20 protein-coding genes are annotated in these 21,309 nt (G+C 63.8%); 9 read left to right on the top strand and 11 right to left on the bottom strand.

Annotation, left to right across the window (positions count from 1 at the left end):
* Positions 1–7: 7 nt before the first annotated feature.
* From SO139_RS24560 to SO139_RS24540, 5 genes are all read left to right on the top strand, one after another.
* Complete coding sequence (locus SO139_RS24560) at positions 8–331, top strand: cupredoxin domain-containing protein (protein WP_449379564.1); 324 nt, start codon at positions 8–10, stop codon at positions 329–331.
* A 103-nt stretch (positions 332–434) separates the two neighbouring features.
* Positions 435–986 carry a sigma-70 family RNA polymerase sigma factor gene (locus tag SO139_RS24555; protein ID WP_449379630.1) on the top strand — a complete coding sequence of 184 codons (552 nt, stop codon included), beginning with the start codon at positions 435–437 and terminating at the stop codon, positions 984–986.
* Complete coding sequence (locus SO139_RS24550) at positions 983–1,744, top strand: anti-sigma factor family protein (protein ID WP_449379565.1); 762 nt, start codon at positions 983–985, stop codon at positions 1,742–1,744. Before SO139_RS24555 ends, SO139_RS24550 begins: the two co-directional genes overlap by 4 nt.
* 58 nt (positions 1,745–1,802) lie before the next feature.
* Positions 1,803–2,084: a type II toxin-antitoxin system RelE/ParE family toxin gene (locus tag SO139_RS24545; RefSeq protein WP_449379566.1), complete on the top strand. Its 282-nt coding sequence runs from the start codon at positions 1,803–1,805 to the stop codon at positions 2,082–2,084.
* A gap of 10 nt (positions 2,085–2,094) precedes the next feature.
* On the top strand, positions 2,095–2,400 hold the full coding sequence (locus SO139_RS24540) for a HigA family addiction module antitoxin (RefSeq protein WP_449379567.1): 306 nt from the start codon (positions 2,095–2,097) through the stop codon (positions 2,398–2,400).
* A 69-nt stretch (positions 2,401–2,469) separates the two neighbouring features.
* Here SO139_RS24540 and SO139_RS24535 read toward each other — a convergent pair whose 3' ends face one another.
* Both SO139_RS24535 and hpnO read right to left on the bottom strand, forming a co-directional pair.
* The gene (locus SO139_RS24535) at positions 2,470–3,204 is read right to left on the bottom strand and encodes a DUF1444 domain-containing protein (RefSeq protein WP_498540704.1); all 735 of its coding nucleotides are present in this window, start codon (positions 3,202–3,204) and stop codon (positions 2,470–2,472) included.
* 30 nt (positions 3,205–3,234) lie between these two features.
* Positions 3,235–4,626 (bottom strand): aminobacteriohopanetriol synthase HpnO, encoded by a 1,392-nt coding sequence (hpnO, locus tag SO139_RS24530; RefSeq protein WP_449379569.1) that lies wholly within the window; start codon positions 4,624–4,626, stop codon positions 3,235–3,237.
* 124 nt (positions 4,627–4,750) lie between these two features.
* On the opposite strand from hpnO, the gene SO139_RS24525 reads away from it, so the two are divergent.
* A complete protein-coding gene (locus SO139_RS24525) occupies positions 4,751–5,365 on the top strand; it encodes a DUF2147 domain-containing protein (protein ID WP_498540703.1) in 615 nt (204 codons plus the stop codon).
* On the opposite strand, the gene hpnN is transcribed toward SO139_RS24525, so the two are convergent.
* Positions 5,333–7,921 carry a hopanoid transporter HpnN gene (gene hpnN / locus SO139_RS24520; protein WP_449379571.1) on the bottom strand — a complete coding sequence of 863 codons (2,589 nt, stop codon included), beginning with the start codon at positions 7,919–7,921 and terminating at the stop codon, positions 5,333–5,335. The two genes, SO139_RS24525 and hpnN, sit on opposite strands and share 33 nt — an antisense overlap.
* Positions 7,922–8,351: 430 nt before the next feature.
* Between hpnN and ispH the strand changes: the two genes are divergently transcribed.
* Complete coding sequence (ispH, locus tag SO139_RS24515; RefSeq protein ID WP_449379631.1) at positions 8,352–9,278, top strand: 4-hydroxy-3-methylbut-2-enyl diphosphate reductase; 927 nt, start codon at positions 8,352–8,354, stop codon at positions 9,276–9,278.
* Between the two features lie 35 nt (positions 9,279–9,313).
* The gene (gene hpnH, locus SO139_RS24510; RefSeq protein ID WP_449379572.1) at positions 9,314–10,462 is read left to right on the top strand and encodes an adenosyl-hopene transferase HpnH; all 1,149 of its coding nucleotides are present in this window, start codon (positions 9,314–9,316) and stop codon (positions 10,460–10,462) included.
* Between the two features lie 86 nt (positions 10,463–10,548).
* On the opposite strand, the gene SO139_RS24505 is transcribed toward hpnH, so the two are convergent.
* The 6 genes from SO139_RS24505 to SO139_RS24480 all read right to left on the bottom strand — a co-directional run bounded on the left by SO139_RS24505 (position 10,549) and on the right by SO139_RS24480 (position 16,686).
* Positions 10,549–11,283 carry a phosphorylase gene (locus SO139_RS24505; RefSeq protein WP_449379573.1) on the bottom strand — a complete coding sequence of 245 codons (735 nt, stop codon included), beginning with the start codon at positions 11,281–11,283 and terminating at the stop codon, positions 10,549–10,551.
* On the bottom strand, positions 11,280–13,238 hold the full coding sequence (gene shc, locus SO139_RS24500) for a squalene--hopene cyclase (RefSeq protein ID WP_449379574.1): 1,959 nt from the start codon (positions 13,236–13,238) through the stop codon (positions 11,280–11,282). The genes SO139_RS24505 and shc overlap by 4 nt, the downstream gene beginning before the upstream one ends.
* 53 nt (positions 13,239–13,291) lie before the next feature.
* On the bottom strand, positions 13,292–14,548 hold the full coding sequence (gene hpnE, locus SO139_RS24495; RefSeq protein ID WP_449379575.1) for a hydroxysqualene dehydroxylase HpnE: 1,257 nt from the start codon (positions 14,546–14,548) through the stop codon (positions 13,292–13,294).
* Complete coding sequence (gene hpnD / locus SO139_RS24490; RefSeq protein WP_449379576.1) at positions 14,548–15,387, bottom strand: presqualene diphosphate synthase HpnD; 840 nt, start codon at positions 15,385–15,387, stop codon at positions 14,548–14,550. Before hpnD ends, hpnE begins: the two co-directional genes overlap by 1 nt.
* Positions 15,377–16,261 carry a squalene synthase HpnC gene (gene hpnC, locus SO139_RS24485; RefSeq protein WP_449379577.1) on the bottom strand — a complete coding sequence of 295 codons (885 nt, stop codon included), beginning with the start codon at positions 16,259–16,261 and terminating at the stop codon, positions 15,377–15,379. The genes hpnD and hpnC overlap by 11 nt, the downstream gene beginning before the upstream one ends.
* 182 nt (positions 16,262–16,443) lie before the next feature.
* Positions 16,444–16,686 carry a hypothetical protein gene (locus SO139_RS24480; protein ID WP_027528198.1) on the bottom strand — a complete coding sequence of 81 codons (243 nt, stop codon included), beginning with the start codon at positions 16,684–16,686 and terminating at the stop codon, positions 16,444–16,446.
* Positions 16,687–17,146: 460 nt separating this feature from the next.
* Between SO139_RS24480 and SO139_RS24475 the strand changes: the two genes are divergently transcribed.
* The gene (locus SO139_RS24475) at positions 17,147–17,644 is read left to right on the top strand and encodes a hypothetical protein (protein WP_027528199.1); all 498 of its coding nucleotides are present in this window, start codon (positions 17,147–17,149) and stop codon (positions 17,642–17,644) included.
* Positions 17,645–17,949: 305 nt separating this feature from the next.
* Here SO139_RS24475 and SO139_RS24470 read toward each other — a convergent pair whose 3' ends face one another.
* On the bottom strand, positions 17,950–20,316 hold the full coding sequence (locus tag SO139_RS24470; protein ID WP_449379578.1) for an efflux RND transporter permease subunit: 2,367 nt from the start codon (positions 20,314–20,316) through the stop codon (positions 17,950–17,952).
* A 204-nt stretch (positions 20,317–20,520) separates the two neighbouring features.
* Positions 20,521–21,303: an ethanolamine ammonia-lyase subunit EutC gene (gene eutC / locus SO139_RS24465; RefSeq protein ID WP_498540702.1), complete on the bottom strand. Its 783-nt coding sequence runs from the start codon at positions 21,301–21,303 to the stop codon at positions 20,521–20,523.
* Positions 21,304–21,309: the final 6 nt, after the last annotated feature.

Here is a 21,309-nt window from a genome sequence, read left to right as displayed (position 1 = left end):
GCTGACCATGAAGACTCTCAATCGCCGCGACTTCGGTCTCGCCGTGGCCGCGGCCGTGCTGCTGCCCATCACCACTGCCCGCGCCGACGACGTGGAGGTGCATATCGACAATTTCACCTTCCAGCCGGCCGAGCTCACAGTGAAGACCGGCACCACGATCACCTGGACCAATCGGGACGATATCCCTCACACCATCGTCTCGGCCGGCAAGTTCAGGTCGAAGACACTCGACACCGAGGACAAGTTCTCGTTCACCTTCACGGCGGCCGGCGATTACAAATATTTTTGTTCGCTGCATCCGCACATGACGGGGTTGATCAAGGTTGAGTAACGGCTCAAACCAAGGCATCACCATCCTGCCCGGCCAGTGGGTTGACGCTGGCCGGGCACGCACGTCGAAAGCCGGCACCGGCGATAAGGCAAAGCGAGCGGCGATGTCCTCCACCAGCGATGATCCCGACAAGGCGCGTCGCTTCCGTGAAGCGGCGCTGCCGCATCTGGACGACGTCTACACGCTCGCGCGCTATCTGCTGCGTGACGCCTCGGATGCGGAGGATGCCGTGCAGGAGTGCTACCTGCGCGCGCTAAAACATTTCGACAGCTATCGCGGCCCGGCGATGAAGCCGTGGCTATTCGCGATCCTGCGTAACGTCTGCAATGCCGAATATGCGCGTCGGGCGCATTCGCCCGCGGCGATCGAGGATATTCCCGAAGCGGCCGAGCAGCCGCCGATCTGGCGCGAGACCGAAGCAAATCCCGAAGCTGACATGCTGCGAACGCGCGATGCGACGGCGATCAGAAAACTCATCGAGGCTCTGGCCGAGCCATTCAGGGAGACCTTTGTGCTGCGGGAGATCAACAACCTGTCCTATCGCGAAATCGCAGACGCTGTCGGCGCGCCGATCGGCACAGTGATGTCCCGCCTTGCCCGGGCCCGCGCCATGCTGCGCGCAGCCTGGATGGCGGAAGAGGAGCAACCGAAATGACCTGCGACGAGGCAAAGCTTCTGCTTCACGCACTGATCGACGGCGAGCTCGACGCCGGTCATACCAGCGAGGTCGAGGCACACATCGCGACCTGCCCGGCTTGTGCAGCCGAGCTCGCCGCGCAGCGCGAGATGAAGCGCGTGCTCGCCGATACCGATTTGCGTTACACCGCGCCGGCAAGCTTGCGTGCCCGCATCGAGGCCTCGCTGCCGCAGCCGCGCCTGCAGAGCCGCCGCGCGGTGCTGCGCGGCTTTGCGATGGGCTCGGCGGTGTCGGCGCTCGCCGCCACCGGCCTCGTTGCCATCGTGCTGCGCCAGGACGACCAGCAGCGCATCCTGTCCGAAGTCGTCTCCGCGCATCTGCGCTCGCTTCAGGCCGGTCATCTGACCGACGTCGTCTCCACCGACCAGCACACGGTAAAACCGTGGTTCAACGGCAAGCTCGACGTCGCCCCGCCCGTGATCGACCTCACCGCGCAGGGCTTTACGCTGGTCGGCGGCCGGCTCGATTATATCGACGCCCGCGCGATCGGCGCGGTGGTCTACCGGCGCCGCCAGCACATCATCAACCTGTTCGTGTCGCAGACCGCAAGCGCCGAGCACCGCCCGCCGAAAACCCAGACCATGCAGGGCTTCAACTGCCGCCGCTGGGGCGATCGCGGCCTTAACTTCTGGGCCGTCAGCGACATCGGCGCCGACGAGCTCGCCGAATTCGTCGACAAGTTCGAGACGGCGATGAAGGCGAATGTGGAGGGGTAGCCAACCGTCCGCAATATGTCATCTTGATCTATGTATCATTTGATGATACATTCACCATGTGATTAGAAATTTCCGGGACAGGACGACCGAGGCCGTCTTCAACGGCGAGAATCCCAAGGGCTTTCCTGCCGACTTGATCAAGGTTGCGCGCCGGAAATTGCGCTATCTCCATGCCGCCGACAATCTAGGTGACTTGAGGTCGCCTCCGGGCAACCGCCTCGAGGCGCTCATGGGCGACCGTAAAGGACAACACTCCATCAGGATCAACGACCAGTTTCGAATATGCTTCATCTGGACGCTGGAAGGGTCCGCCGAGGTCGAGATTGTGGACTATCACTAGGAGAACGACGATGGCCAAGAAGCTCAAACCCCTGCATCCTGGTGAAGTGCTACGGGAGGAATTCCTCGTTCCCTTGAACATGTCCGCCGGCGCGCTTGCCAAGGCATGCGGCCTGCCTCGCACGCGAATTGAGCGCATTGCAGGCGAGCAGACAGGCGTTACCGCGGACACCGCCCTTCGGCTCGCCAAGGCGCTCGGCACCACGGCGCAGCTTTGGCTCAATCTTCAGAACGACTACGACATCCAGATCGCCAAGCGCGATCTAGGCAAGGTTCTCGATCGCATCGAGACGGTGAACAAGCCGAAGGCAGCATAACCGGTGGACGGCCGTCATCCACCGCGTCCAAGAAAATTCAGATCAAGCCTGCATGCCGCCAGCGCGATCTCATTGGGCCTGCGGCGGCTGAAAGACCGTCCAGTGGTCATCCTTGAACAAATACAAGGCTGACGACACGCGCATCTGTCCACTGCTTGAATAGAGATACGAAACACCCTTACGCAATCCATCCACCGCTTTGCTGTCGCCCACGGGTGCGAACAACAGTCCACCGCGCTTTGGGACGGCGACCAAGATGCCTTCGGGATGGTCGCGAAGAAGACCTCGCCAGAAATCCTGGTCGAGGAAATAGCTGCTGTTGAGGTCGGGAGATTTTCCACGGACCTGCATCAATCCACCGGTCCAGGGCGTTGCGACGGGATCACCATAAACCCGCTTGACGTTGCCTACCGCAAGGCGAAGCGCTTGCGCTGGATTCAGGTGCAGTCGAGCGAGATCCTGTGGTGTCGCATTCAGCATGGAAATCGATCCGTCAAAGACGAACCGCAAATGCGTGTCACCCAGCAATTTGAACGCCGCCAATTCAAATTCGACCTCCTTGCCATCGGCCAGTCGGGCACGCAGTTTGCCGAACGGCTCCAACGCCTCGTCCTGCTTGTTGGCACCGGGCGTCTCCCTGATGACAACCATCAGATTATCAGCATCCTTGTTGACGGCTTGGCTTGTCTGCGCTGCGGCGCCCCTTGGCGCGAGCGATCCACCCAATAGCGCGACGGCGCACAGACAGAGATAGGCCGTCAGGGCCCGACGCTGCTTTGAACGAAGAGCCGAATGCAAGGACATGGCTATGTCACTTGATTGGAAGCCGCCTGCCTACGCCGACCTTCTCACCGCGTTGTCTACCAGCGTCTTGCCGAGCGACCAGATCGCGCCGGGGACCTTGTGGCTGCCGGCGATGACGTCGTCGAACGCCTTCTCGATCCAGTTGCAGTCTTCTTCGGTGATGGTGAGCGGCGGCAGAAGCTTGATGGTGTGGCTGCCGTGGCCGGCGACTTGCGTCAGGATCTTGTGATCCTTGAACAGTGGCACGGTGATGAGCTGACAGAACAGGCCCTTGTTGGCAGTCTCCAGCACGTTCCAGGAGGCGCGGAGCCGCAGCGATTTCGGCGGGCCGAACTCGACGCCGATCATCAGACCCTTGCCGCGCACTTCCTTCATCAGCTCGTAGCCGGGAACCATGCGCGTCAGCGCGAGGCGCAGCTCGGCACCGCGCTTGGCGGCAGCCTCGATCAGCTTTTCGGATTCCATCACGTCCAGCGTGGCGATGCCGGCGGCCATCGCGAGATCGTTCTTGGAGAAGGTCGAGCCGTGCACCACCGCACGGTCCATCTGGTTGAAGATCTTGTCGAAGATGCTTTTCCGCGTCAGCACCGCGCCGACCGGCACGTGGCCGCCCGAGAGCGACTTCGACAGCAGCACCATGTCGGGCTCGACGTTCCAGTGTTCCACCGCAAGGAAGCGGCCGGTGCGGCCCATGCCGGTCTGGATCTCATCGGCGATGAACAGCGTGCCGTATTTCTTGCAGAGCGCAGCCGCGCCCGGCAGGAACTCGTCGGTGGGCATGTTGACGCCCTTGCCCTGGATCGGCTCGACGATGAAGCCTGCGACCTCGCGCGAGGACAGTGCCTTTTCCAACGCAGCGAGATCGTTGAACGGAACCGAAGTGCAGCCGGGCAGGAGCGGCTCGAAGCCGCTGCGGAAATTCGAGTCCCCCGTCAGCGACAGCGCGCCGTAGGTCAGGCCGTGATAGGCGTGAGCGCAATAGACGATGCCCGGGCGCCCCGTGGCACCACGCGCGAACTTGATCGCGGCTTCGACACTCTCCGCGCCCGAATTGGCAAAGAACGCCTTGTCGAGATAGGGCACGTATTTGAGCAGCCGCTCGGCGAGCACGCCGGCGAGCGTCGAGACGTCGAACTGAACGAGATTGGGCAGATCGGCATCGAGAACGCTCTTCAGCGCCTCGCGCATCACCGGATGGTTGCGGCCGATCGCGAACACACCAAAGCCGGACAGCAGGTCGAGATAGCGCGCGCCATCGCGGTCGTAGAGGTACTGTCCCTGCCCCTTCTGAAAGCCGACATCGTAACCGATGGTCTTGAGCACCCGAACGAACTGCTCGTTCAGGTGACGCGTATGCAGGGAGCTGCGTTGCGCCTCGCGGTCAGCAAAGAGCTGAGCCATGTTTGGATTTGGAGTGTGCATCCGCTACATACTTCGGTTGATGGCTGTGTCGTCAACAGAAAACGGTCGTTGCGGCCTTTTGCCCTTTTTCGGACCATCTTCGCAAGCACAGCTTTAGGTCATGTTGCACTGCCAAGGAACTTTCATGCGTTTGGCCCTTTACTCCGGAATAATACTGGCTTGCGGTTACACCTGCCTGACGCCGGCGCTCGCCGCCGATCCCACCGGCGATTGGCGGGTCGCCGACGGCGTCGCCAACATCCGCGTGGCGCAATGCAATGGCAGCATGTGGGGCGCGGTGTCCTGGGAAAAGACCCCCGGCGGCCGCGACGAGAACAACCCGGATGTCTCGAAAAAGAACAGGCCGACCCTGGGCATGACGATTCTGATCGACATGAAGAAGAAGGCCGGTGCCGACCAGTGGGAGGGCCAAGTCTACAACGCCAAGGACGGCCAGCTTTACGCGTCGACCATTACACCCGCTGGAACGGACCAGCTCGAAATCAAGGGCTGCGTGCTCGGCTTTCTCTGCGGCGGCGAGACCTGGACCCGAGTCGGACCGCCGATTCCGTCGAGCCCCGCCAACAGCATGGCCAAGGGCTCACCGAAGACCACCGGCGCGGCGCCCAAGACGGCCGCGACCGCAGCGCCCGCCGCTCCAAAGAGCGCCGCCGCGAGCGCAAAACCCGCCCAGAAGGGTGCCGCCGATCCCGTCGGCGACATCTGCCTACTCCCTGAGATTGCGGGGTTTGCCCATTAGGGCCGGCTGAAACAGCAGCACGGCGGCGAGCGTGGTCACCAGCGACAGCGCGAGCAGCTTGCCCATGCTGGACGTGCCGGGATGGCTCGACAGCCACAGGCTGCCGAACGCCGTGGCCGTCGTCAGCGCGCTGAAAAAGATCGCCCGCGTCAGGCTGGTCTGCAGCAGATTTGTCCTGCCGGAGCGCCAGGCAACGACATAGTAGATCTTGAAGGCGACGCCCACGCCGAGCAGCAACGGGAAGGCGACGATATTGGCGAAGTTGAGCGGCAACCCGATCAACACGCAGATCTCGAGCGTCACTGCGCCCGCAACCAGGAGCGGCACCAAGGTCATCAGCACATCGGTGAATCGCCGCAACGTGACCCACAACAGCAGGCTGATCACGACCAGCGCATAGATGCCGGCCATGATGAAGGCGCGCACGACGGTATCGCCCGATTTCAGGATCGAGACCGGACCGCCGATCGCGGCCGGCTCGGCCGCGAGCACGGCCGCGGCGAACTTGCGCAAGGTGTCGTTGTCGTTGGGATCGCCGCGCGGCAGCGCCTCGACGCGGATCACGCCGTCCTTGCTCTTCCAGGCATTGACCAGATCAGGCGGCAGCGACTTCAGCGTGACCGGCTCGGCCTGCATCGCGTTCCTGAGCTGATCGAACACGATCTTCATCGGCGTGATGAAGACCTCCTGCGCCTTGTTGCGGGTCGCCTCGTCCGCGTTCGCGAGCTTCTCGAGCCCATCCGCAAGCCGCCGCGAGGCGGTAGCGCCGGGTCCCTTGTCGTTGCCTGCAGTCCTGCGCAAGGCCTCGACCGACGATTTCAGCGCGTCGACGTTTTCCTGGTCGGAAGGCGCAGCGTCGACCTGGTCCGGGTTGAGCGCGGGGTTGATCACCTTGGCACCCTGCGCAATCAGCTTCAGCTTCGGTGCCTGATCCGATGGCACGAAGCTGTCGAGGGACATCACCCGCAGCACCTCCGGCAGCTTCTCGAGCCTCGCCTCGATCTGCCTCGCCTGCTCTTCCGAATTGGTCAGCACGTTGATGGCGTTGGCGCCGGTGTTCGGATCCTTGCGCAGGTCAAGGAAGGTCGCGATCGACTCCGCCCTGGGGTTGCGCAGGTTCATCGGGTTGAAGTCGAACTTCATGTAGTAGAGCAGCGGCAGGCCGCCGACGGCGAGCAGCAGCGTGCCGCCCACGATCACCACGCGGTGCTTCTCCAGGAAGTGATCGAGCGGCGCCAGGAAGGCGTAGCCGACCGGCTCCTTCTCGCCGGGCGGGTTGAGCAGCTTCAAGAGCGCAGGCAGCACGGTGATCGAGGAGAGGAATGCCACCAGCATGCCGACGCCGGCGATCTGCCCGAGCTCGGAGATGCCCTTGTAGTCGGTCGGCATGAAGCAGAGGAAGCCCGCTGCCGTCGCCATCGCGGCCAGCGACAGCGGGATCGCCGAGCGCTTGGCGCCCAGCACAAGCGCAGACGTGAGATCATTGACCTTGTAGCGCTCCGAGCGATAACGGACGCTGTACTGAATGCCGAAATCGACGCCGAGACCGACGAACAGCACGGCGAAGGCGATCGACAGCAGGTTGAGCGAGCCGACCATCATCAGGCCCGCGGCCGTCGTGATCGCAAGCCCGACGAACAGGTTGACGAACACGGCGAAGATGATCTTCGCCGAATGCAGCGCGAGCCACAGGATCAGCAACACCACCAGGACGGTGCCGATGCCGTTGACGACGGCGCCTTCCTGCACCGTGGCATATTCCTCGTTTGCGATCGGGACCGGACCTGTCAGGCGCACCCGCGCCTGGTATTTGGTCGGGAAATCCAGATCGGCCGCGGCCTTGCGGATCGCATCCGTTGCGCCCTTGCCAGGCTCGAGCGCGTTGTAGTCGAGGACCGGCTTGAACTCGATGAAGGCGCGCTTGTCCGAGTCGGAAAGCGGCTTGTCGCTGACGAGCTCGCGCCAGGAGAAAATCGCGTTGCCCTTGCCCAGGACAGTCTCGACCGTCTGCGCGATCAGGTTGAAGGGACGTTCGGTATTGTCGAGCTTCACCTGGCCCCGCTTGACGCCGGCAAGCCCGGTCTCCAGCGCGCCGGTGAGACCGCGGATCGAGGGATCGCCGGCCATGATCTCGATCAGGGGCGCCGCGGATTCGAACTGGCCGGTGATCTTGCCGACCTCTTCGGTCGGCAGGAACAGCAGCCCGTTCTTCTCGAAGAATTCGCCGGTGCCGAGCTGCTGCATCGACACGAAATTGGTCCTGTCGTCCCTCAGCTTGGCGTAGAGCGAGTCGGCCGCAGCCGTCGTCATCTCCGGCGTTGCCGCCTCGACGACGGCCAGAATGGTGGCGTCACGGTCGAAGGCACGGTCGAAGGCCTGGTCGCGTTGCCGCCAGTCGAGATTTTGCGCGATCAGCGAGTTGATATCGGTGTTGATGGCGAAATGGCGCGCCGCGTAGTAGCCCGCGCCGACCGCCAGCAGGAGCCCGGCGACGACGACGAGGGTGGCAAATCGGGTGCAGGCTCGGACGATCGCAACGACTATACTTTGCAGCACATCTTCTCTTTCTGGCTTTAAAACAGCTTGCCGGAAACGCCCGCTGTTTATCGGAGTTCCCCCGCGAAACCTATCGCTGTTTTGGGCGGTTTGACCCGTCGGGAGGTTCGAGGAATTGACGGAAGTCAATGGTCGCGCGGGCGGTATAGACGGCCAGTTGAGGCGGTAAAGTGACGAAGGGGTGAGACCGTTGCCTTAACCTTGCAGCATCATAATACCGTTAATGGAACTGAGCACGCGATCCACCTTTCCTCGCGCCCGTTTTTTTGACACAAGGCCTATGTGCCTCCATGCGCTTGGGGCCAAACGGACGGGTGGGCTGCTACCGCTGATGCGGAACCAATGGTGCGGATATTGCACTATTGGCATGTATCGGGGGCCGCCGGGGACAACTGAACGGATTTGGTGCAACTTGCGTAATGGGCGTCCTATGGAAGTTTATCTAGCGCAGCCGCGCGGCTTTTGTGCCGGCGTGGTGCGTGCCATCGAGATCGTGGAGCGGGCGCTCGAGAAGTACGGCCCGCCCGTCTATGTGCGCCACGAGATCGTGCACAACAAATACGTCGTCGAGAGCTTGAAGAAGAAGGGCGCAATCTTCGTCGAGGAGCTGTCCGAGGTTCCGGCGAAATCGATGACCGTTTTCAGCGCCCATGGCGTGGCCCGCAGCGTCGAGGAAGAGGCTGCCGCGCGCGACCTTCCTGTGCTGAATGCGACCTGTCCCTTGGTCACGAAAGTTCACAATCAGGGGAAGCGCTACATCTCCAAGGGCCGTACCCTGATACTGATCGGCCATGCCGGCCATCCCGAGGTCGAGGGAACCATGGGTCAGGTTCCAGGCCCCGTTTTGCTGGTCCAGAGCGTCGAGGAGGTTAAGGCCCTGACCCTGCCGGCGGATCGGCCGGTGGCCTACATCACCCAGACCACGCTCTCGGTGGACGACACCAGGGACATTATCGCGGCCCTCCAGGCCCGTTTTACAGATATTCAAGGCCCCGACATCCGGGATATCTGCTATGCGACACAGAACCGCCAATCTGCGGTAAGGGACTTGAGTAAGCTGGTCGACGTGATCTTGGTGGTGGGCGCTGCCAACAGTTCCAACTCGAACCGGCTCCGCGAAATCGGCACTGAGGCCGGCGTGGCGAGTTATCTGGTCGCCGATGGCAGCGTGCTAAATCCGGAATGGTTGAAAGACGCCAAGACCGTCGGCATCACAGCCGGCGCCTCGGCACCTGAGGTTCTCGTGGATGACGTGATCGAAGCCCTGCGACGGATCGGACCGGTCTCGGTCTCGGTGCTCCCGGGTCGCGAGGAAAACATCGAATTCCGGCTTCCGGCGGAACTCGCCGCAAGCTGACCTACCTGAATTCCAAGCCCAGAAAGAAACGTGTGATGGCAATACCCTTCTTCAAGGAAATGCGTATCGGCGGCTATTTGCTCAAGCAGAAACTGCTTGGCCGCAAACGCTATCCGCTCGTGCTGATGCTGGAGCCGCTGTTCCGCTGCAACCTCGCCTGCGTCGGTTGCGGCAAGATCGACTACCCGGACGCGATCCTCAACCGCCGCATGACGGCGCAGGAGTGTTGGGACGCCGCCGACGAGTGCGGCGCGCCGATGGTGGCGATTCCCGGCGGCGAGCCGCTCATCCACAAGGAGATCGGCGAGATCGTGCGCGGCCTCGTGGCGCGCAAGAAATTCGTCTCGCTCTGCACCAACGCGCTTCTGCTCGAGAAGAAGCTCGACCTGTTCGAGCCCTCCCCGTACCTGTTCTTCTCGGTGCATCTGGACGGCTTGAAGGATCACCACGACAAGGCAGTGTCGCAGAAGGGCGTGTTCGACCGCGCCGTGTCCGCGATCAAGGCGGCGAAGGCGCGCGGCTTCACGGTCAACGTCAATGCCACCATCTTCGATGGCCATCCGGCGGAAGAGATCGCAAAGTTCCTGGACTTCACCACCGAGCTCGGCGTCGGTGTTTCGATGTCGCCGGGCTACGCCTATGAGCGTGCGCCGGACCAGGAGCACTTCCTCAATCGCACCAAGACCAAGAAGTTGTTCCGCGACGTCTTCGCGATGGGCAAGGGCAAGAAGTGGAACTTCATGCATTCTGGCCTGTTCCTGGACTTCCTCGCCGGCAACCAGGAATACGAGTGCACGCCTTGGGGCATGCCCGCGCGCAACATCTTCGGCTGGCAGAAGCCCTGCTATCTGCTCGGCGAAGGCTATGCCAAGACCTTCAAGGAGCTGATGGAGACCACCGATTGGGAAACCTACGGCACCGGCAAGTATGAGAAGTGCGCCGACTGTATGGCGCATTGCGGCTACGAGCCGACGGCGGCCACCGCTGCGCTGACGAACCCGATCAAGGCGGCCTGGGTCGCGATGCGCGGCGTCAAGACCTCGGGTCCGATGGCGCCGGAGATCGACCTCTCCAAGCAGCGCCCGGCGCAGTACATCTTCTCGGAGCAGGTCCAGAAGAAGCTTTCCGAGATCCGCCGCGACGAGGCGCTCGCTGCCGAGCAGAAGGCCTCGACCGCGGCGTAAGCGGCGGAACATCGATGATAGCAAAAGGCCCGATCGCGTTTCGATCGGGCCTTTTTGTATGTCTCGCTTATCCGGTTCGAAACCCCTCAAATCGTCTCGGGAACAGGCCCGTCGCTGCCGATCAGGAAGTCGCGGCTGACGCGCAAGGAGCGCAGTGCGCGGTTGAAGTCGATGCCGGTGGAGACCAGCGCGCGCAGCGTCCCTGGATTGCGCACGACGCCGCGCAAGATCGTCGCCACGTCGATCTGGCCATTCGGCTTGATCGCCTCGCGCGCCAGCGCCGGCAAGGCGCGGTGGGCGGGGTCGCTGATGACCCGGAGCGCGGCGAACGGCAGGTCTGCCTCGGCGGCGTAGGCAGCCGCGATATGGCTCTCCATGTCGACGGCGGCTGCGCCTGTTTCGGAATGGAGCGCCGCCTTGCACGACCGGCCGGTGACCACCTGTTCGGCACCGGCGAGACTGCCACGCACGACGCGGCGGCGTCCGGAGGTCAGCCTGTCAATGAGGTCGTCGCTGAGCGACAGGCCGGCGGCCCAGCGGGCGTCGCCCGCGAGCACCTCGGTCGCGACCACGACGTCGCCCGACCGGAGCGTGGGATCGAGCCCGCCTGCCACACCGAAGGAGATCACGCCCCGGATGCTCTCGGGATCCACCACCGTCAGAAGCGCCCGCAGCTGCGTCGGGCTGCTGGAAGAGCAAATAACGGCCATCCCGGGCCCTGCCGCGATGCGGGCCTCCTGAACCAGACCGGTCACAATTAGTATCGGCCGCAGGTCTATTGCATTACCCGCGGAGCCCCCGTCCCCCGTCCCCAAAGTCACATTCCGACCCCTACCACCCTGCTGTTGGTGTTCCGCAAGTTCCGATACCGCGCCAGCGCCCACAGCGGGAAGAACTTCGAGTAACCATGATACCGTAGATAGAATACGCGGGGGAAGCCTGTCGCCGTGTAGCGCTGCTCGTCCCACAGCCCTTTTTGGTTCTGTGTTGCAATCAGGTACTCCACCCCGCGGGCGACGGCCGGATGATCGACCTCACCGGCCGCCATAAGGGCAAGCAAGGCCCATGCCGTTTGCGAGGCGGTCGAGGGCGCCGCCTCCCAACCCTTGTAGTCGAGCCGGTAGCTGACGGCGTCCTCGCCCCAGCCGCCGTCCTTGTTCTGGATCGAGACCAGCCAGTCGGCCGCCTTGCGAATCATCGGGTCGGCGTGACCGAGGCCGGCCGCATTCAGCGCACACAGCACCGACCAGGTTCCGTAGATGAAATTCATGCCCCAGCGGCCATACCAGGAGCCCTCCGGGTGCTGGGTCCGCCGGAGATAGGCGACGCCATCGGCCAGGTGCTTGCTGGTCTTCTCGGTCTCGCCCAGCTGGGCCAGCATCGAGATGCAGCGCGCGGTGACGTCCTCGGTCGGCGGATCGAGCAGCGCGCCATGGTCGGAGAACGGTATGTTGTTCAAATAATATTCGAGGTTGTTCACGTCGAAGGCAGCCCAGCCGCCGTCGTCGCTCTGCATGCCCTCGATCCATTCCCGGCCACGATCGATCGCGGCGTCGTAGCCGGCCGTGCCGTGCTCGCGCCGCATGCGGTCCATCGACATCACCACGACGGCGGTGTCGTCGAGATCGGGATAGTGGGCGTTGTTGTACTGGAAGGCCCAGCCGCCGGGGCGCGTCTCGGGCCGCTTCACCGCCCAGTCGCCCTTCACCTCCAGCTCCTGCTTCGGAATCAGCCAGTCGAGGCCCTGCTTCGCAGCCGGTACGGCTTGCGTGCCGCCAGCCTCGAGCAGCGCATGGGCCGTCAGCGTCGTGTCCCAGATCGGCGAGACGCAGGGCTGGCAATAGGCTTCGTCGTCCCTGATCACGAGCAGCTTGTCGATGCCCCGGCGCGTGGTCGCGCGGGGCGGATAGCTCTCGTCCTTGCCGAGCGCGTCGTACATCATGACGATGTTGGCCATCGGCGGATAGATCGCGCCCATGCCGTCCTCGCCGTTCAGCCGTTCCTCCGTGAAGGCGAGCGCAGCGTCGATCGCGCGCTTGCGCAAGCTCTTGGGAAACAGCGGCTCGATGACACGCAAGATGGCATCGAGCGAGCGGAACAGCACGAACCAGGCCATGCTCTGGTGCGGCGCCTTGGCGGTCATGCCGATCGACCGCGGATCCTGGAGGAATAGCTCGTCGATGCCGACGGCCTTTGGATTGCGCGCGCGCGGCTTGAGCGCCGCGAGCACCATCAGCGGCACCATGGTGGTGCGCGCCCAATAGGAGATCTTGTTGAGATGGAACGGCGACCAGAACGGCAACAGCACGATCTCGACCGGCAGCACCGGCACCGCGCGCCACGTCACGACGCCGAACATCGCAAGCGTGAAGCGGGTGAAGACGTTGCTATGAATCGCGCCGCCGCGCGAACGGATCGCCTCGCGCGCCCGCACCATGTGCGGCGCATCGATGGAATCGCCGATCATCTTGAGCGCGAAGTAAGCCTTCACGCTCGCGCTCATGTCGAACTCGCCGTCATGCACCAGGGGCCAGCCACCATGGGCGCCCTGCACACGGCGCAGATAGTTGCCGATCTTGGCCTCGAGCCCGGCGTCGACCGGCTCGGCGAGATGGTGCCGCAGCAGGATGTACTCCGCCGGAATCGTGCAGTCGGCCTCGAGCTCGAACACCCAATGGCCGTCGGATTGCTGGAAGCCGAGCAATCCTTGCGTGGCCGACGCAATGCTCGTTTCCAAGACTTCGCGGTCGGTCGCGCTCTTGTTCACGGAATGCATCTCGCTCGATATCTCCGATAGTTGCTGGGATAATTGACCGGGACCAAAGCCCGTCAGGTCCGCCGTGCGGCCAGGACCAAATCGGCGGCGCGATCGCCGGACCGGACCGATCCCTCAATGGTTGCTGGCAATCCCGTAGCAGTCCAGTCGCCCGCAAGAAACAGGTTTTTCAGCGCGGTGACCGGCCCGGGACGCAAGGCATTCTGCTCGGGCGTGGCGGCAAAAGTGGCGCGGCGCTCGCGCACGATCTGCCAAGGGGGCAATTCGCCGGCAACGCCGCCCGCGTCGCAGACCTCGTTCCAGATCGTCTGCGCGAGTTCTTCGCGCGGCATCTCGACCAGCCGATCGCCATTGCTGATGGTGACTGACAACCGGTTCGGGAAGGCGAACAGCCATTCGACGACACCGCCGATCACGCCCAGGATGGGGGCCGAGCCCGGCGGCGGCTCAAAGCGGAAATGCGCATTCACGATGGCGCGGAATTGCGTCGGCGTCTTCAAGCCGGGCAGCAACGAGGCGGCGGCACGCGGCGGCACCGCCATCACGATCATATCGTCGGGCCCGATCGCGACGACATCCTCGCCGCCGAAATTGAGCGCGCTGACCTTGCCGTCCGTGGTCGCGTATGAGCGCAGCTCATGGCCGAGCTGCACGGAATGGCCGCGCTCGGCCAGGAACTTCACCGCGGGCTCGATCAGCACCGCGCTTAAGCCGTCGCGCGCAATCAGCGGCCGGCAGGCCTGGCCGCCGGCGAGCAGCGTCTCCCGCACGATCGCGCCAGCAAGGCCCGCCGAACCCTCGGGCGGATCGACGTTGAGCGCCGCGAGCAACAGCGGCTGCACCAGACGCTGATACAGCACGCCCTCGCAGGGGATCGACTTGCCGACCAGCGTCTCCTCCGACGCCCAGATCAGCGGCGCGAGCTTGAGATAGTCGGTCAGTCCGGTGTCGGGGACACGACGGCTCTCGTCGAATACCCAGCCCGGCAGACGGCTGTCGCCGAGATCGAGCTGCCAGCGCTGCCCCGTCTTCAGATCAACGAAGGGAAACTGCGCGCGCGCCGGGCCCACCAGCCCCGCCTCGGTGCCGATCGAGCGTGCATAGGCGAGCGCGTGGCGGTTGCCCGACAACAGGAGATGGTTGCCGTTGTCGATGACGAGATTGGTCGCGCCGTCGAAATAGGAGCGGCAGCGACCGCCGGCCTGCTGCGTCGCCTCGTGCACGGCGACCTGGAAGCCGGCATTGGCGAGCCGCACCGCGGCTGAGAGGCCGGAAATGCCGGCACCGATGATGTGAGCTGTCTTTTGCATCAGAAAAAAGCGTAGCGGAGAAGGATGGCGATACGTGCGGCCTTGGACACGCGCACGGGCGCGCGGGGCGCGGCAAAGCCGCGTTCCAGCAAGAGGTCCAGAATGGCGTGATAATATTTCGACATGATCCGTGGCGCACGCACCGCGCGGCGCTTGTTGCGCGCCATGATCTCATCCGACTTCTCGAAATGCGCCTGCGCGCGCTGGGCGAGCGGCAGGCAGACCTTCGGCAGCGCGCGTTCTGCGATCACGCGCTGCGGATCGCTGGAGGTGATGCCGGCATGCAGCAAGCCCTCGCGCGGCAGATAGAGCCGGCCGAGGCCAGCGTCCTCGTCGATGTCACGCAGGATGTTGGTGAGCTGGAGCGCGCGGCCCAGATGATGGGCGAGCAGGATGCCATCCTCTTCGGGCATGCCGAACACCCGCACCGACAGGCGTCCCACGGCACTCGCGACGCGATCGCAGTAGAGATCGAGGATCGCCATGTCAGGCGCGCGGATGTCCTGCGGCACGTCCATCTCCATGCCATCGACGATGGCGAGGAAATCCTCCCGCTTCAATCCGAAGGTCTTCACCGAGGCGACGTAGTCGGCGAGCCGTGGCGGCGGGTGGCCCTGATAGAGCGCATCGATGTCGTTGCGCCATTCCTGGAGCGCGGCGAGGCGCTCATCGCGCGGACCGTTGGAATCGGCGATGTCGTCGACCTGGCGGCAGAAGCTGTAGATCTGGAACATCGCCTCGCGCTGGTGGCGCGGCAGGATCCGCATCGCAGCGTAGAATGAGCTGCCGGATGCGGTCGAGCCATAATTGGCGCCGGGCGAGGTCGCCTCAAGCGTCATGGGCCGGCCCCGGATTGGAGATTGGCTTGCGCCCGAAGGCGCGACGACCGATTTCACCGGCGATGCCGGCGAGGCTGAAGGTGAGGAGCTCGGCCTTGTTCAGATGCACGCGTTCGCGCAGGGGATCGCGCACCTTGAGCAGGCGCACGATGCGGTCGGCATAGGCCTGGATCACCGAGATATCGAGGCCGAGGCGGAAGTCCCGCACCTCGGCGGAAAGAGACTTGCTCTCGTTCAGGAGCTCTTCGTTGCGCGCGGCGAGCGCCTGGAGACAGGCCAGCATCTGCGGCGGCGAATGATCGCCGCCGAGCTGCTCGACCGACGCGCCGCTTGCGGCCAGCGCATCGCGCGGCAGGTAGACGCGGTTGAGCGCGCGAAAGTCCTTGCCGCAATCCTGGAGGTGATTATTGATCTGCAAGGCGGCGCAGAGTGCATCCGAAGCAACCCAGGTCGAGGTCGCCTCGCCGTGCACGTCGAGCATGAAGCGGCCGACCGGCATCGCCGAGTAGCGGCAATAGTGGATGACCTCATCCCAGGTCTCGTAGCGCAGCTTCGTCACGTCCATGCGGAACGCGATCAGCACGTCGAGCGCATGGCGCGGCGGCATGCCGCGCTCGGCCAGCGCTCGGCGGAGATTGACGGCCTCGGCCTGCGAGTTGCCGTTGCCGTTGAGCTCGGCCTCGAGCAGGTCGAGATAGGCGAGCTTCTCTTCAGCCGGCAACGTCGCATGGTCGGCGATGTCGTCGGCGGTGCGAACGAAATTGTAGAAGGCGAGGATCAGCGCGCGGTGACGCGGATGAATGATCCACGACGCGACGGGAAAATTCTCGTCGCGGTCACCCTTGCCGGATCGCAATTCGCTCGCAGTGGTCATCGAGGACTGGTTAACAATCGTCTGAACAGGAAGGCTTTTTTAGGCGCCCGGCCAAGCCGTCGCGGCCCCCATATAGGGGAATATGCCCGCAAAACCAACCTGTCTCGCGGGGTCCCCTGCCCTCGCGAATCGAGGTCGCCGCAAAGGCGGGCCCGTGAACGCTCCACGGGCCACGCGAAAGCTTATTGGTTGTGGGTCTTCAGGACCTGATCGCAAGCCTGCGAGATCTTGGCCCGATTCTCCTTCAGGCAGGCCAGAATCGTGAAATCGCCCTGATCGATGACCGGACGGCAGAACTTCTGCACGTCGCGCGTGCAGGCCTTCTGCTCTTCGGCCGTGCCGCGCCCCTGCTGGGGCTGCTGGGCGAACGCCGCGGTCGAAAGGGATGCCGACAGCAGGGTGAGAGCGAGGAGATATTTACGCATTGTAGTCCTTCATTCTGACGGCAGAATCTCTCCGTTCCCGGACAGCACAGGGCGGACGACCGGAACGGATTGTTCTGATGGCGTTGCCGCGGAGCGCGCAGCAGTGGAGACAGCACAAGCACTGGCAAATGCGGCCAAATTGGCACCGAATCCACCACATCGCGCCTTCGCACGGCTTTCATTGGCAGATGTAACAGATTGATACTATGAGATTATTTAGGCAGGCGGTGTTTTGCCATGGACCTGTTGCAGACATGCATCGCAAACCCTTGCAACGGCGTCGAAAAGACACAAGTGAAACCGCGCGCGGAACAGCGAAAAAGCAGCCGCAAGGGTTCGCCGTTCTGACACCTCGGGTGGTTATGGTTTGAACCTGCCAGCGGATGGGGACACTAAACCTTCGATGCGGCGAGACGTTCTATTAGGAGCGAACGTCATTCAGAAAACGGGATATTCGAACATGAAATTCTTTGGACGGTCTGGACTCGCGATCAAGGCGGCAGGCATTGGCGCCGCGCTGCTGTTCTCGGTTTCGGCGAGCCACGCTCAGTCGTCCGGCCCCTTTGCTGGCTTCGACGGCGCGTGGTCGGGCACCGGCACGGTGGCGCTGTCCGACGGCTCCACCGAGCGCATCCGCTGCAAGGCGGACTACAAGGTCGCGGCCAGCGGTCTCGGCCTGAAGCAGGCGCTGCACTGCGCCAGCGACAGCTACAAGTTCGACCTCACCAGCGACGTGACGAGCCAGGGCGACCGCATTTCGGGCAATTGGAGCGAAGCCAGCCGCAACATCTTCGGCAATCTGCAGGGCACCGCCGGCGGCGGCCAGATCGACGTGTTCGTCGAGGCCAACGGTTTTGCCGCCAACCTGACGCTGCGCACCAACGGCAACAAGCAGACGGTGCAGATCAGCTCCAAGGGCGAGATCCGCGGCGTCAACATCACCATGGTGAAGAGCTGAAGCGCTTCGCCTCACCCGACGAGCAGACAATATGGCCCCTGGTTCTCGCGAGCCGGGGGTTTTTCATGACATGAATTCTTCAACATGGACCCATTCGCAGAACCCCTGCTCAACCAAGCGCCCACTTAGCGGCAAGCACTACGACGAGACGGTCGGCTACCACCGCGGCATCGAGGCGACGCTTCTAGCGCGCAAACTCACGGTCTCGCACGAGACGCGGTACCGTGAGGACGACTTCAAATTCCAATCCGTACGGGATCGTCCGTATCGAGGCGTGAGCAAGAGGCGGCGCGAGCCGCTCCGGCTCAGATCGCGCGTTTGTCAGCCCCGTGAATCTTCTCGTGCAGGTTGATCAGCCACATCGCCGTCGGGCGCAGGATGAAGAGGTCGGCGACCAGCGCTGCCACCATCGAGAACGCGCTGAGCCAACCGAATAGCCGCAGCGACGGCAGATCGGAGAATACGGTGACGACGAGACCGCAGGCGAGCACCACGGTGGTCAAGATCAGCGCGGGGCCGACCAGCACGGTGGCGCGCTCCACCGCAAGCGCCGAGGAGACCCCGGGCTTGCTCTCCAGCCGCAGGCGATTGAGGAAGTGGATGGTCGCGGAAAGGCCCAGGCCGAACGAGACGGTCAGCGCCACGACGCTGGCGAATTGCAGCCCCTCGCCCATCGCCCACAGCACCGTTCCCGACATCACCACCGGGAAGATGCCCGGCAGGATGCAGGCGAACATCACCACCCAGGAGCGGAAGGCGAGGCCAATGAAGATCGCGACGAGCGCGAACTCGACGGTGAGCCCGCGGTTCAGCTTCTCGATCATGCTGGCCGAGTTGCGCGCGGCGATAGCCGCAAGGCCGGTCACCGCGACCTCGTAGCCGGGATGCTTCTTGCGGACGGCATCGAGCTCCTGGTCGAGCTTGTCGACGATAGGCAGGAGCTGACTGGAATCCTTGTCCGGCACGCGGCCTGCGACCACGACTGCGTCCTGCTCGGCATCGATGAACCGTCGCACCAGATGCTCGGGAATGACGTTCACATATTCCTTCAGCGTCGCGACGTCCGAGCTGCCCGCCTTTTCCGACAGCCAGCGGCGCAGCGTCTCCAGCGACCAGACGTTACCGACGCCGGCCGCCTTCTCCACGGTCGCGTGCACGTCGGCAATGGTTTCCAGCGTCTCTGCCGAATAGAGCGTTTCACCCTTGGGGAACGTGATCAGGACGTTGACGGGATTGGCGCCGGTCAGCTTGGCGTCGAGCCGGTTGCTGGCGGCCACGGCCTGGCGCTTGTCCGGCACCTGATCGGCAAGGCGGTAGCGTGGCTGGAGGTTGGCGTAGATGACGCCGAGGCTCGCTACGAACAGCACCGCGATCAGGCTGAACAGTCCGGGCCGACCCACCATGCGCACCGCGATCCAGTAGCAGAAGTTGCGCAGCGCCTGCACGCCGGCGTCCGCGCTCTGGAATTTGACGGCAAAGATCTTTTCGTTGCGCACGAACAGAACGCCGAACACCGGCACCAGCGACAGCACCGTAACCAGCGCGATGATGGTCGCAGCCAATCCCGCCTCGCCGAATTTGCGGATCAGGTCGGAGTCGGAGAATTGCAGCGCGATAAAGGAAATGCCGGCGGTGCCGTGCGTCAGCACGCAGGCAGGTCCGACCACCAGCACCGCATTCTTGAACGCGGTGAACTTGTCCTGCCCTGCGATCAACCGGTCGCGCGCGGCGAAGGTGAGCTGCATCGAGTCCGAGAAGCTGATGACCATGATGAGCGGCGTCATCACGTTCAGGAACATGTTGAGATTGAAGTTGGCCCAGCCGAGCGCGCCCAGCGCCAGGAGGATCGCGATCATCGGCGGGAACGCCGCCACCACCATGAAGGAGATTTTTCGGAAGAAGATGATGGCGATGATGCAGCCGGCGAGAATGCCGAGGATGTTGTAGGTCAAGCCGTCGCGCTCGACCGCGTTGCGGATCTCGAGCTGCATCACCGGCACGCCGGAGAGCTGCACGCTGAGCCCGGTGTCGCCGAGATCCTCCTTCATCAGCGCGCGGATGTCGCCGACGACCTTGCCGAGCTTGCTCGAGGCAACCACCTCCGGATCGAGGGAGAGCACGACCAGCGCGAGGGTGCCGTCCTCCGACAACAGCTTGCCGCGGATGATCTCGTTGCTTTTGACGGTCTCGATGAACTTGTCGTAGGCGGCGCCTTCGGGCAGCTCGGCCGGGAACAGCGCGGCGGGCAGCTTGCCTGGCGCCGGCGCCTGGCGCGCGGAGAACAGCGAAACGAGGCCACGCGTGCCTTCGACGAGCTGCATGTCGGTGATGAAGTCGCGCAGCTTCATGAGATTCTCGCGCGCCAGCAGGTTCTTGCCCTCGATGACCACGAGGACGTCGAACTCCTCGGCCGGGAACTTCTTGGTCACTTCCTCGTACTGGTGGAATTCGCGGCTGTTGGACCGGAACAGCTGCGACAGCGAATCGTCGATCTTGATCCGCTCGATGCCGAAGACGGCCCCGACGATCAGTGCGATGAGGATCAGGCAGGACAGGACTGGCGCGCGGACGGCGATCAGTCCGATGCGTTCGAGTCCAAAAGCGATGGAGGACGAAGGTCCCTGCTCGACCTTGTCGACATGAACCTCACTCTCGCTGTGCTTTTCGAGCATGCCTTGTCCAGTTCCTAAATCGGCTCGGTTGGTGAGCTTATGCGTCCCGCATATCGGCCTGAAACGCCATACAGATGGGAGGCTTGCCCTTTGAAAATGCGCGGGAAATCGCCGCGAGGGGTTTAGCAGGTCGGCACGGCCCCTCGCAAGCACACGCTGGGCAACAAAATCGATCAAGATGCGGCAATTTCGGCCCTTGATGGCTCATTCCGGCAGCGCTGCGCCGATTCGCGCCGGGGGATCGCCACTCTCGTCCTTCAGCGCCACGCCGGTCACGCCCCGCGACAGGCCTGCGCGGACCAGCCAGGCGATCTTGAAGGCCGCCTCGCCATAACTGAGCCCAGCCTGATGAATGTTGGAGACGCAATTGCGCTCGGCATCGCTACGGCCAGGCTTCGGCGCAAAGGTCAGGTAAGCCCCGAGGCTGTCAGGAGCCGACAATCCCGGTCGCTCGCCAATCAGCATCACGACCATGGATGCACCGAGAATGGCGCCGATCTCGTCGCCCAGCGCGACACGGGTGCCTGAGGCGACAATGATGTGGCCGACCGCGACAGGCGGCGCATCGGCGAGGGCCGGCAGCAGCGCGCGCAACAACCCAACCGCGTGCGCATGCACCGCCGTTGGCGACAATCCATCGCCGATCACGATCGCAATCCGGCCGCGGTCCGCGGCGCGCACCGCGAGATGCTCGGCGCAGGTCGGATCGAGCTGGCGTCCGAGGTCCGGACGCCGCAGATAGTCGCCGCGATCGGCGGCGCGGCTCCTCGTCGCAAGGATGGGAACGCCGAACTCGGCTAGCTCCGCGATCATCCGCTCGGCGTCGAAGACGGCATGCACGGCGTCGCGGGCGCGCGCGTGATCGAGCGTGAAGTCGAGCAGCGGCTTGGTCGGCAGGCTCGCCCCGCTGCGCCCGAGCGCCACACGCGCGGGTGTTAGCGTCCGAAGGTCCAGGGTCGGGCGGTTCGGGACGGATGGGCTAGACATGTCGCG

It is taken from the genome of Bradyrhizobium sp. UFLA05-89 (genome assembly GCF_059803475.1).
Note: the sequence above shows the minus strand (reverse complement) of the source record. Positions and strands in the feature narration are given on the sequence as shown.

What these genes read in the sequence shown, in the direction of transcription:
- SO139_RS24535 (WP_498540704.1), bottom strand. Translation starts at nt 3,204, where the DNA reads ATGTCCTTGCATTCGGCTCTTCGTTCAAAGCAGCGTCGGGCCCTGACG.
- hpnH (WP_449379572.1), top strand. Translation starts at nt 9,314, where the DNA reads ATGGCAATACCCTTCTTCAAGGAAATGCGTATCGGCGGCTATTTGCTC.
- hpnE (WP_449379575.1), bottom strand. Translation starts at nt 14,548, where the DNA reads ATGCAAAAGACAGCTCACATCATCGGTGCCGGCATTTCCGGCCTCTCA.
- SO139_RS24480 (WP_027528198.1), bottom strand. Translation starts at nt 16,686, where the DNA reads ATGCGTAAATATCTCCTCGCTCTCACCCTGCTGTCGGCATCCCTTTCG.
- eutC (WP_498540702.1), bottom strand. Translation starts at nt 21,303, where the DNA reads ATGTCTAGCCCATCCGTCCCGAACCGCCCGACCCTGGACCTTCGGACG.
- SO139_RS24555 (WP_449379630.1), top strand. Translation starts at nt 435, where the DNA reads ATGTCCTCCACCAGCGATGATCCCGACAAGGCGCGTCGCTTCCGTGAA.
- SO139_RS24525 (WP_498540703.1), top strand. Translation starts at nt 4,751, where the DNA reads ATGCGTTTGGCCCTTTACTCCGGAATAATACTGGCTTGCGGTTACACC.
- SO139_RS24475 (WP_027528199.1), top strand. Translation starts at nt 17,147, where the DNA reads ATGAAATTCTTTGGACGGTCTGGACTCGCGATCAAGGCGGCAGGCATT.
- SO139_RS24540 (WP_449379567.1), top strand. Translation starts at nt 2,095, where the DNA reads ATGGCCAAGAAGCTCAAACCCCTGCATCCTGGTGAAGTGCTACGGGAG.
- hpnO (WP_449379569.1), bottom strand. Translation starts at nt 4,626, where the DNA reads ATGCACACTCCAAATCCAAACATGGCTCAGCTCTTTGCTGACCGCGAG.
- hpnC (WP_449379577.1), bottom strand. Translation starts at nt 16,261, where the DNA reads ATGACCACTGCGAGCGAATTGCGATCCGGCAAGGGTGACCGCGACGAG.
- ispH (WP_449379631.1), top strand. Translation starts at nt 8,352, where the DNA reads ATGGAAGTTTATCTAGCGCAGCCGCGCGGCTTTTGTGCCGGCGTGGTG.
- hpnD (WP_449379576.1), bottom strand. Translation starts at nt 15,387, where the DNA reads ATGACGCTTGAGGCGACCTCGCCCGGCGCCAATTATGGCTCGACCGCA.
- SO139_RS24560 (WP_449379564.1), top strand. Translation starts at nt 8, where the DNA reads ATGAAGACTCTCAATCGCCGCGACTTCGGTCTCGCCGTGGCCGCGGCC.
- SO139_RS24470 (WP_449379578.1), bottom strand. Translation starts at nt 20,316, where the DNA reads ATGCTCGAAAAGCACAGCGAGAGTGAGGTTCATGTCGACAAGGTCGAG.
- SO139_RS24550 (WP_449379565.1), top strand. Translation starts at nt 983, where the DNA reads ATGACCTGCGACGAGGCAAAGCTTCTGCTTCACGCACTGATCGACGGC.
- shc (WP_449379574.1), bottom strand. Translation starts at nt 13,238, where the DNA reads ATGCATTCCGTGAACAAGAGCGCGACCGACCGCGAAGTCTTGGAAACG.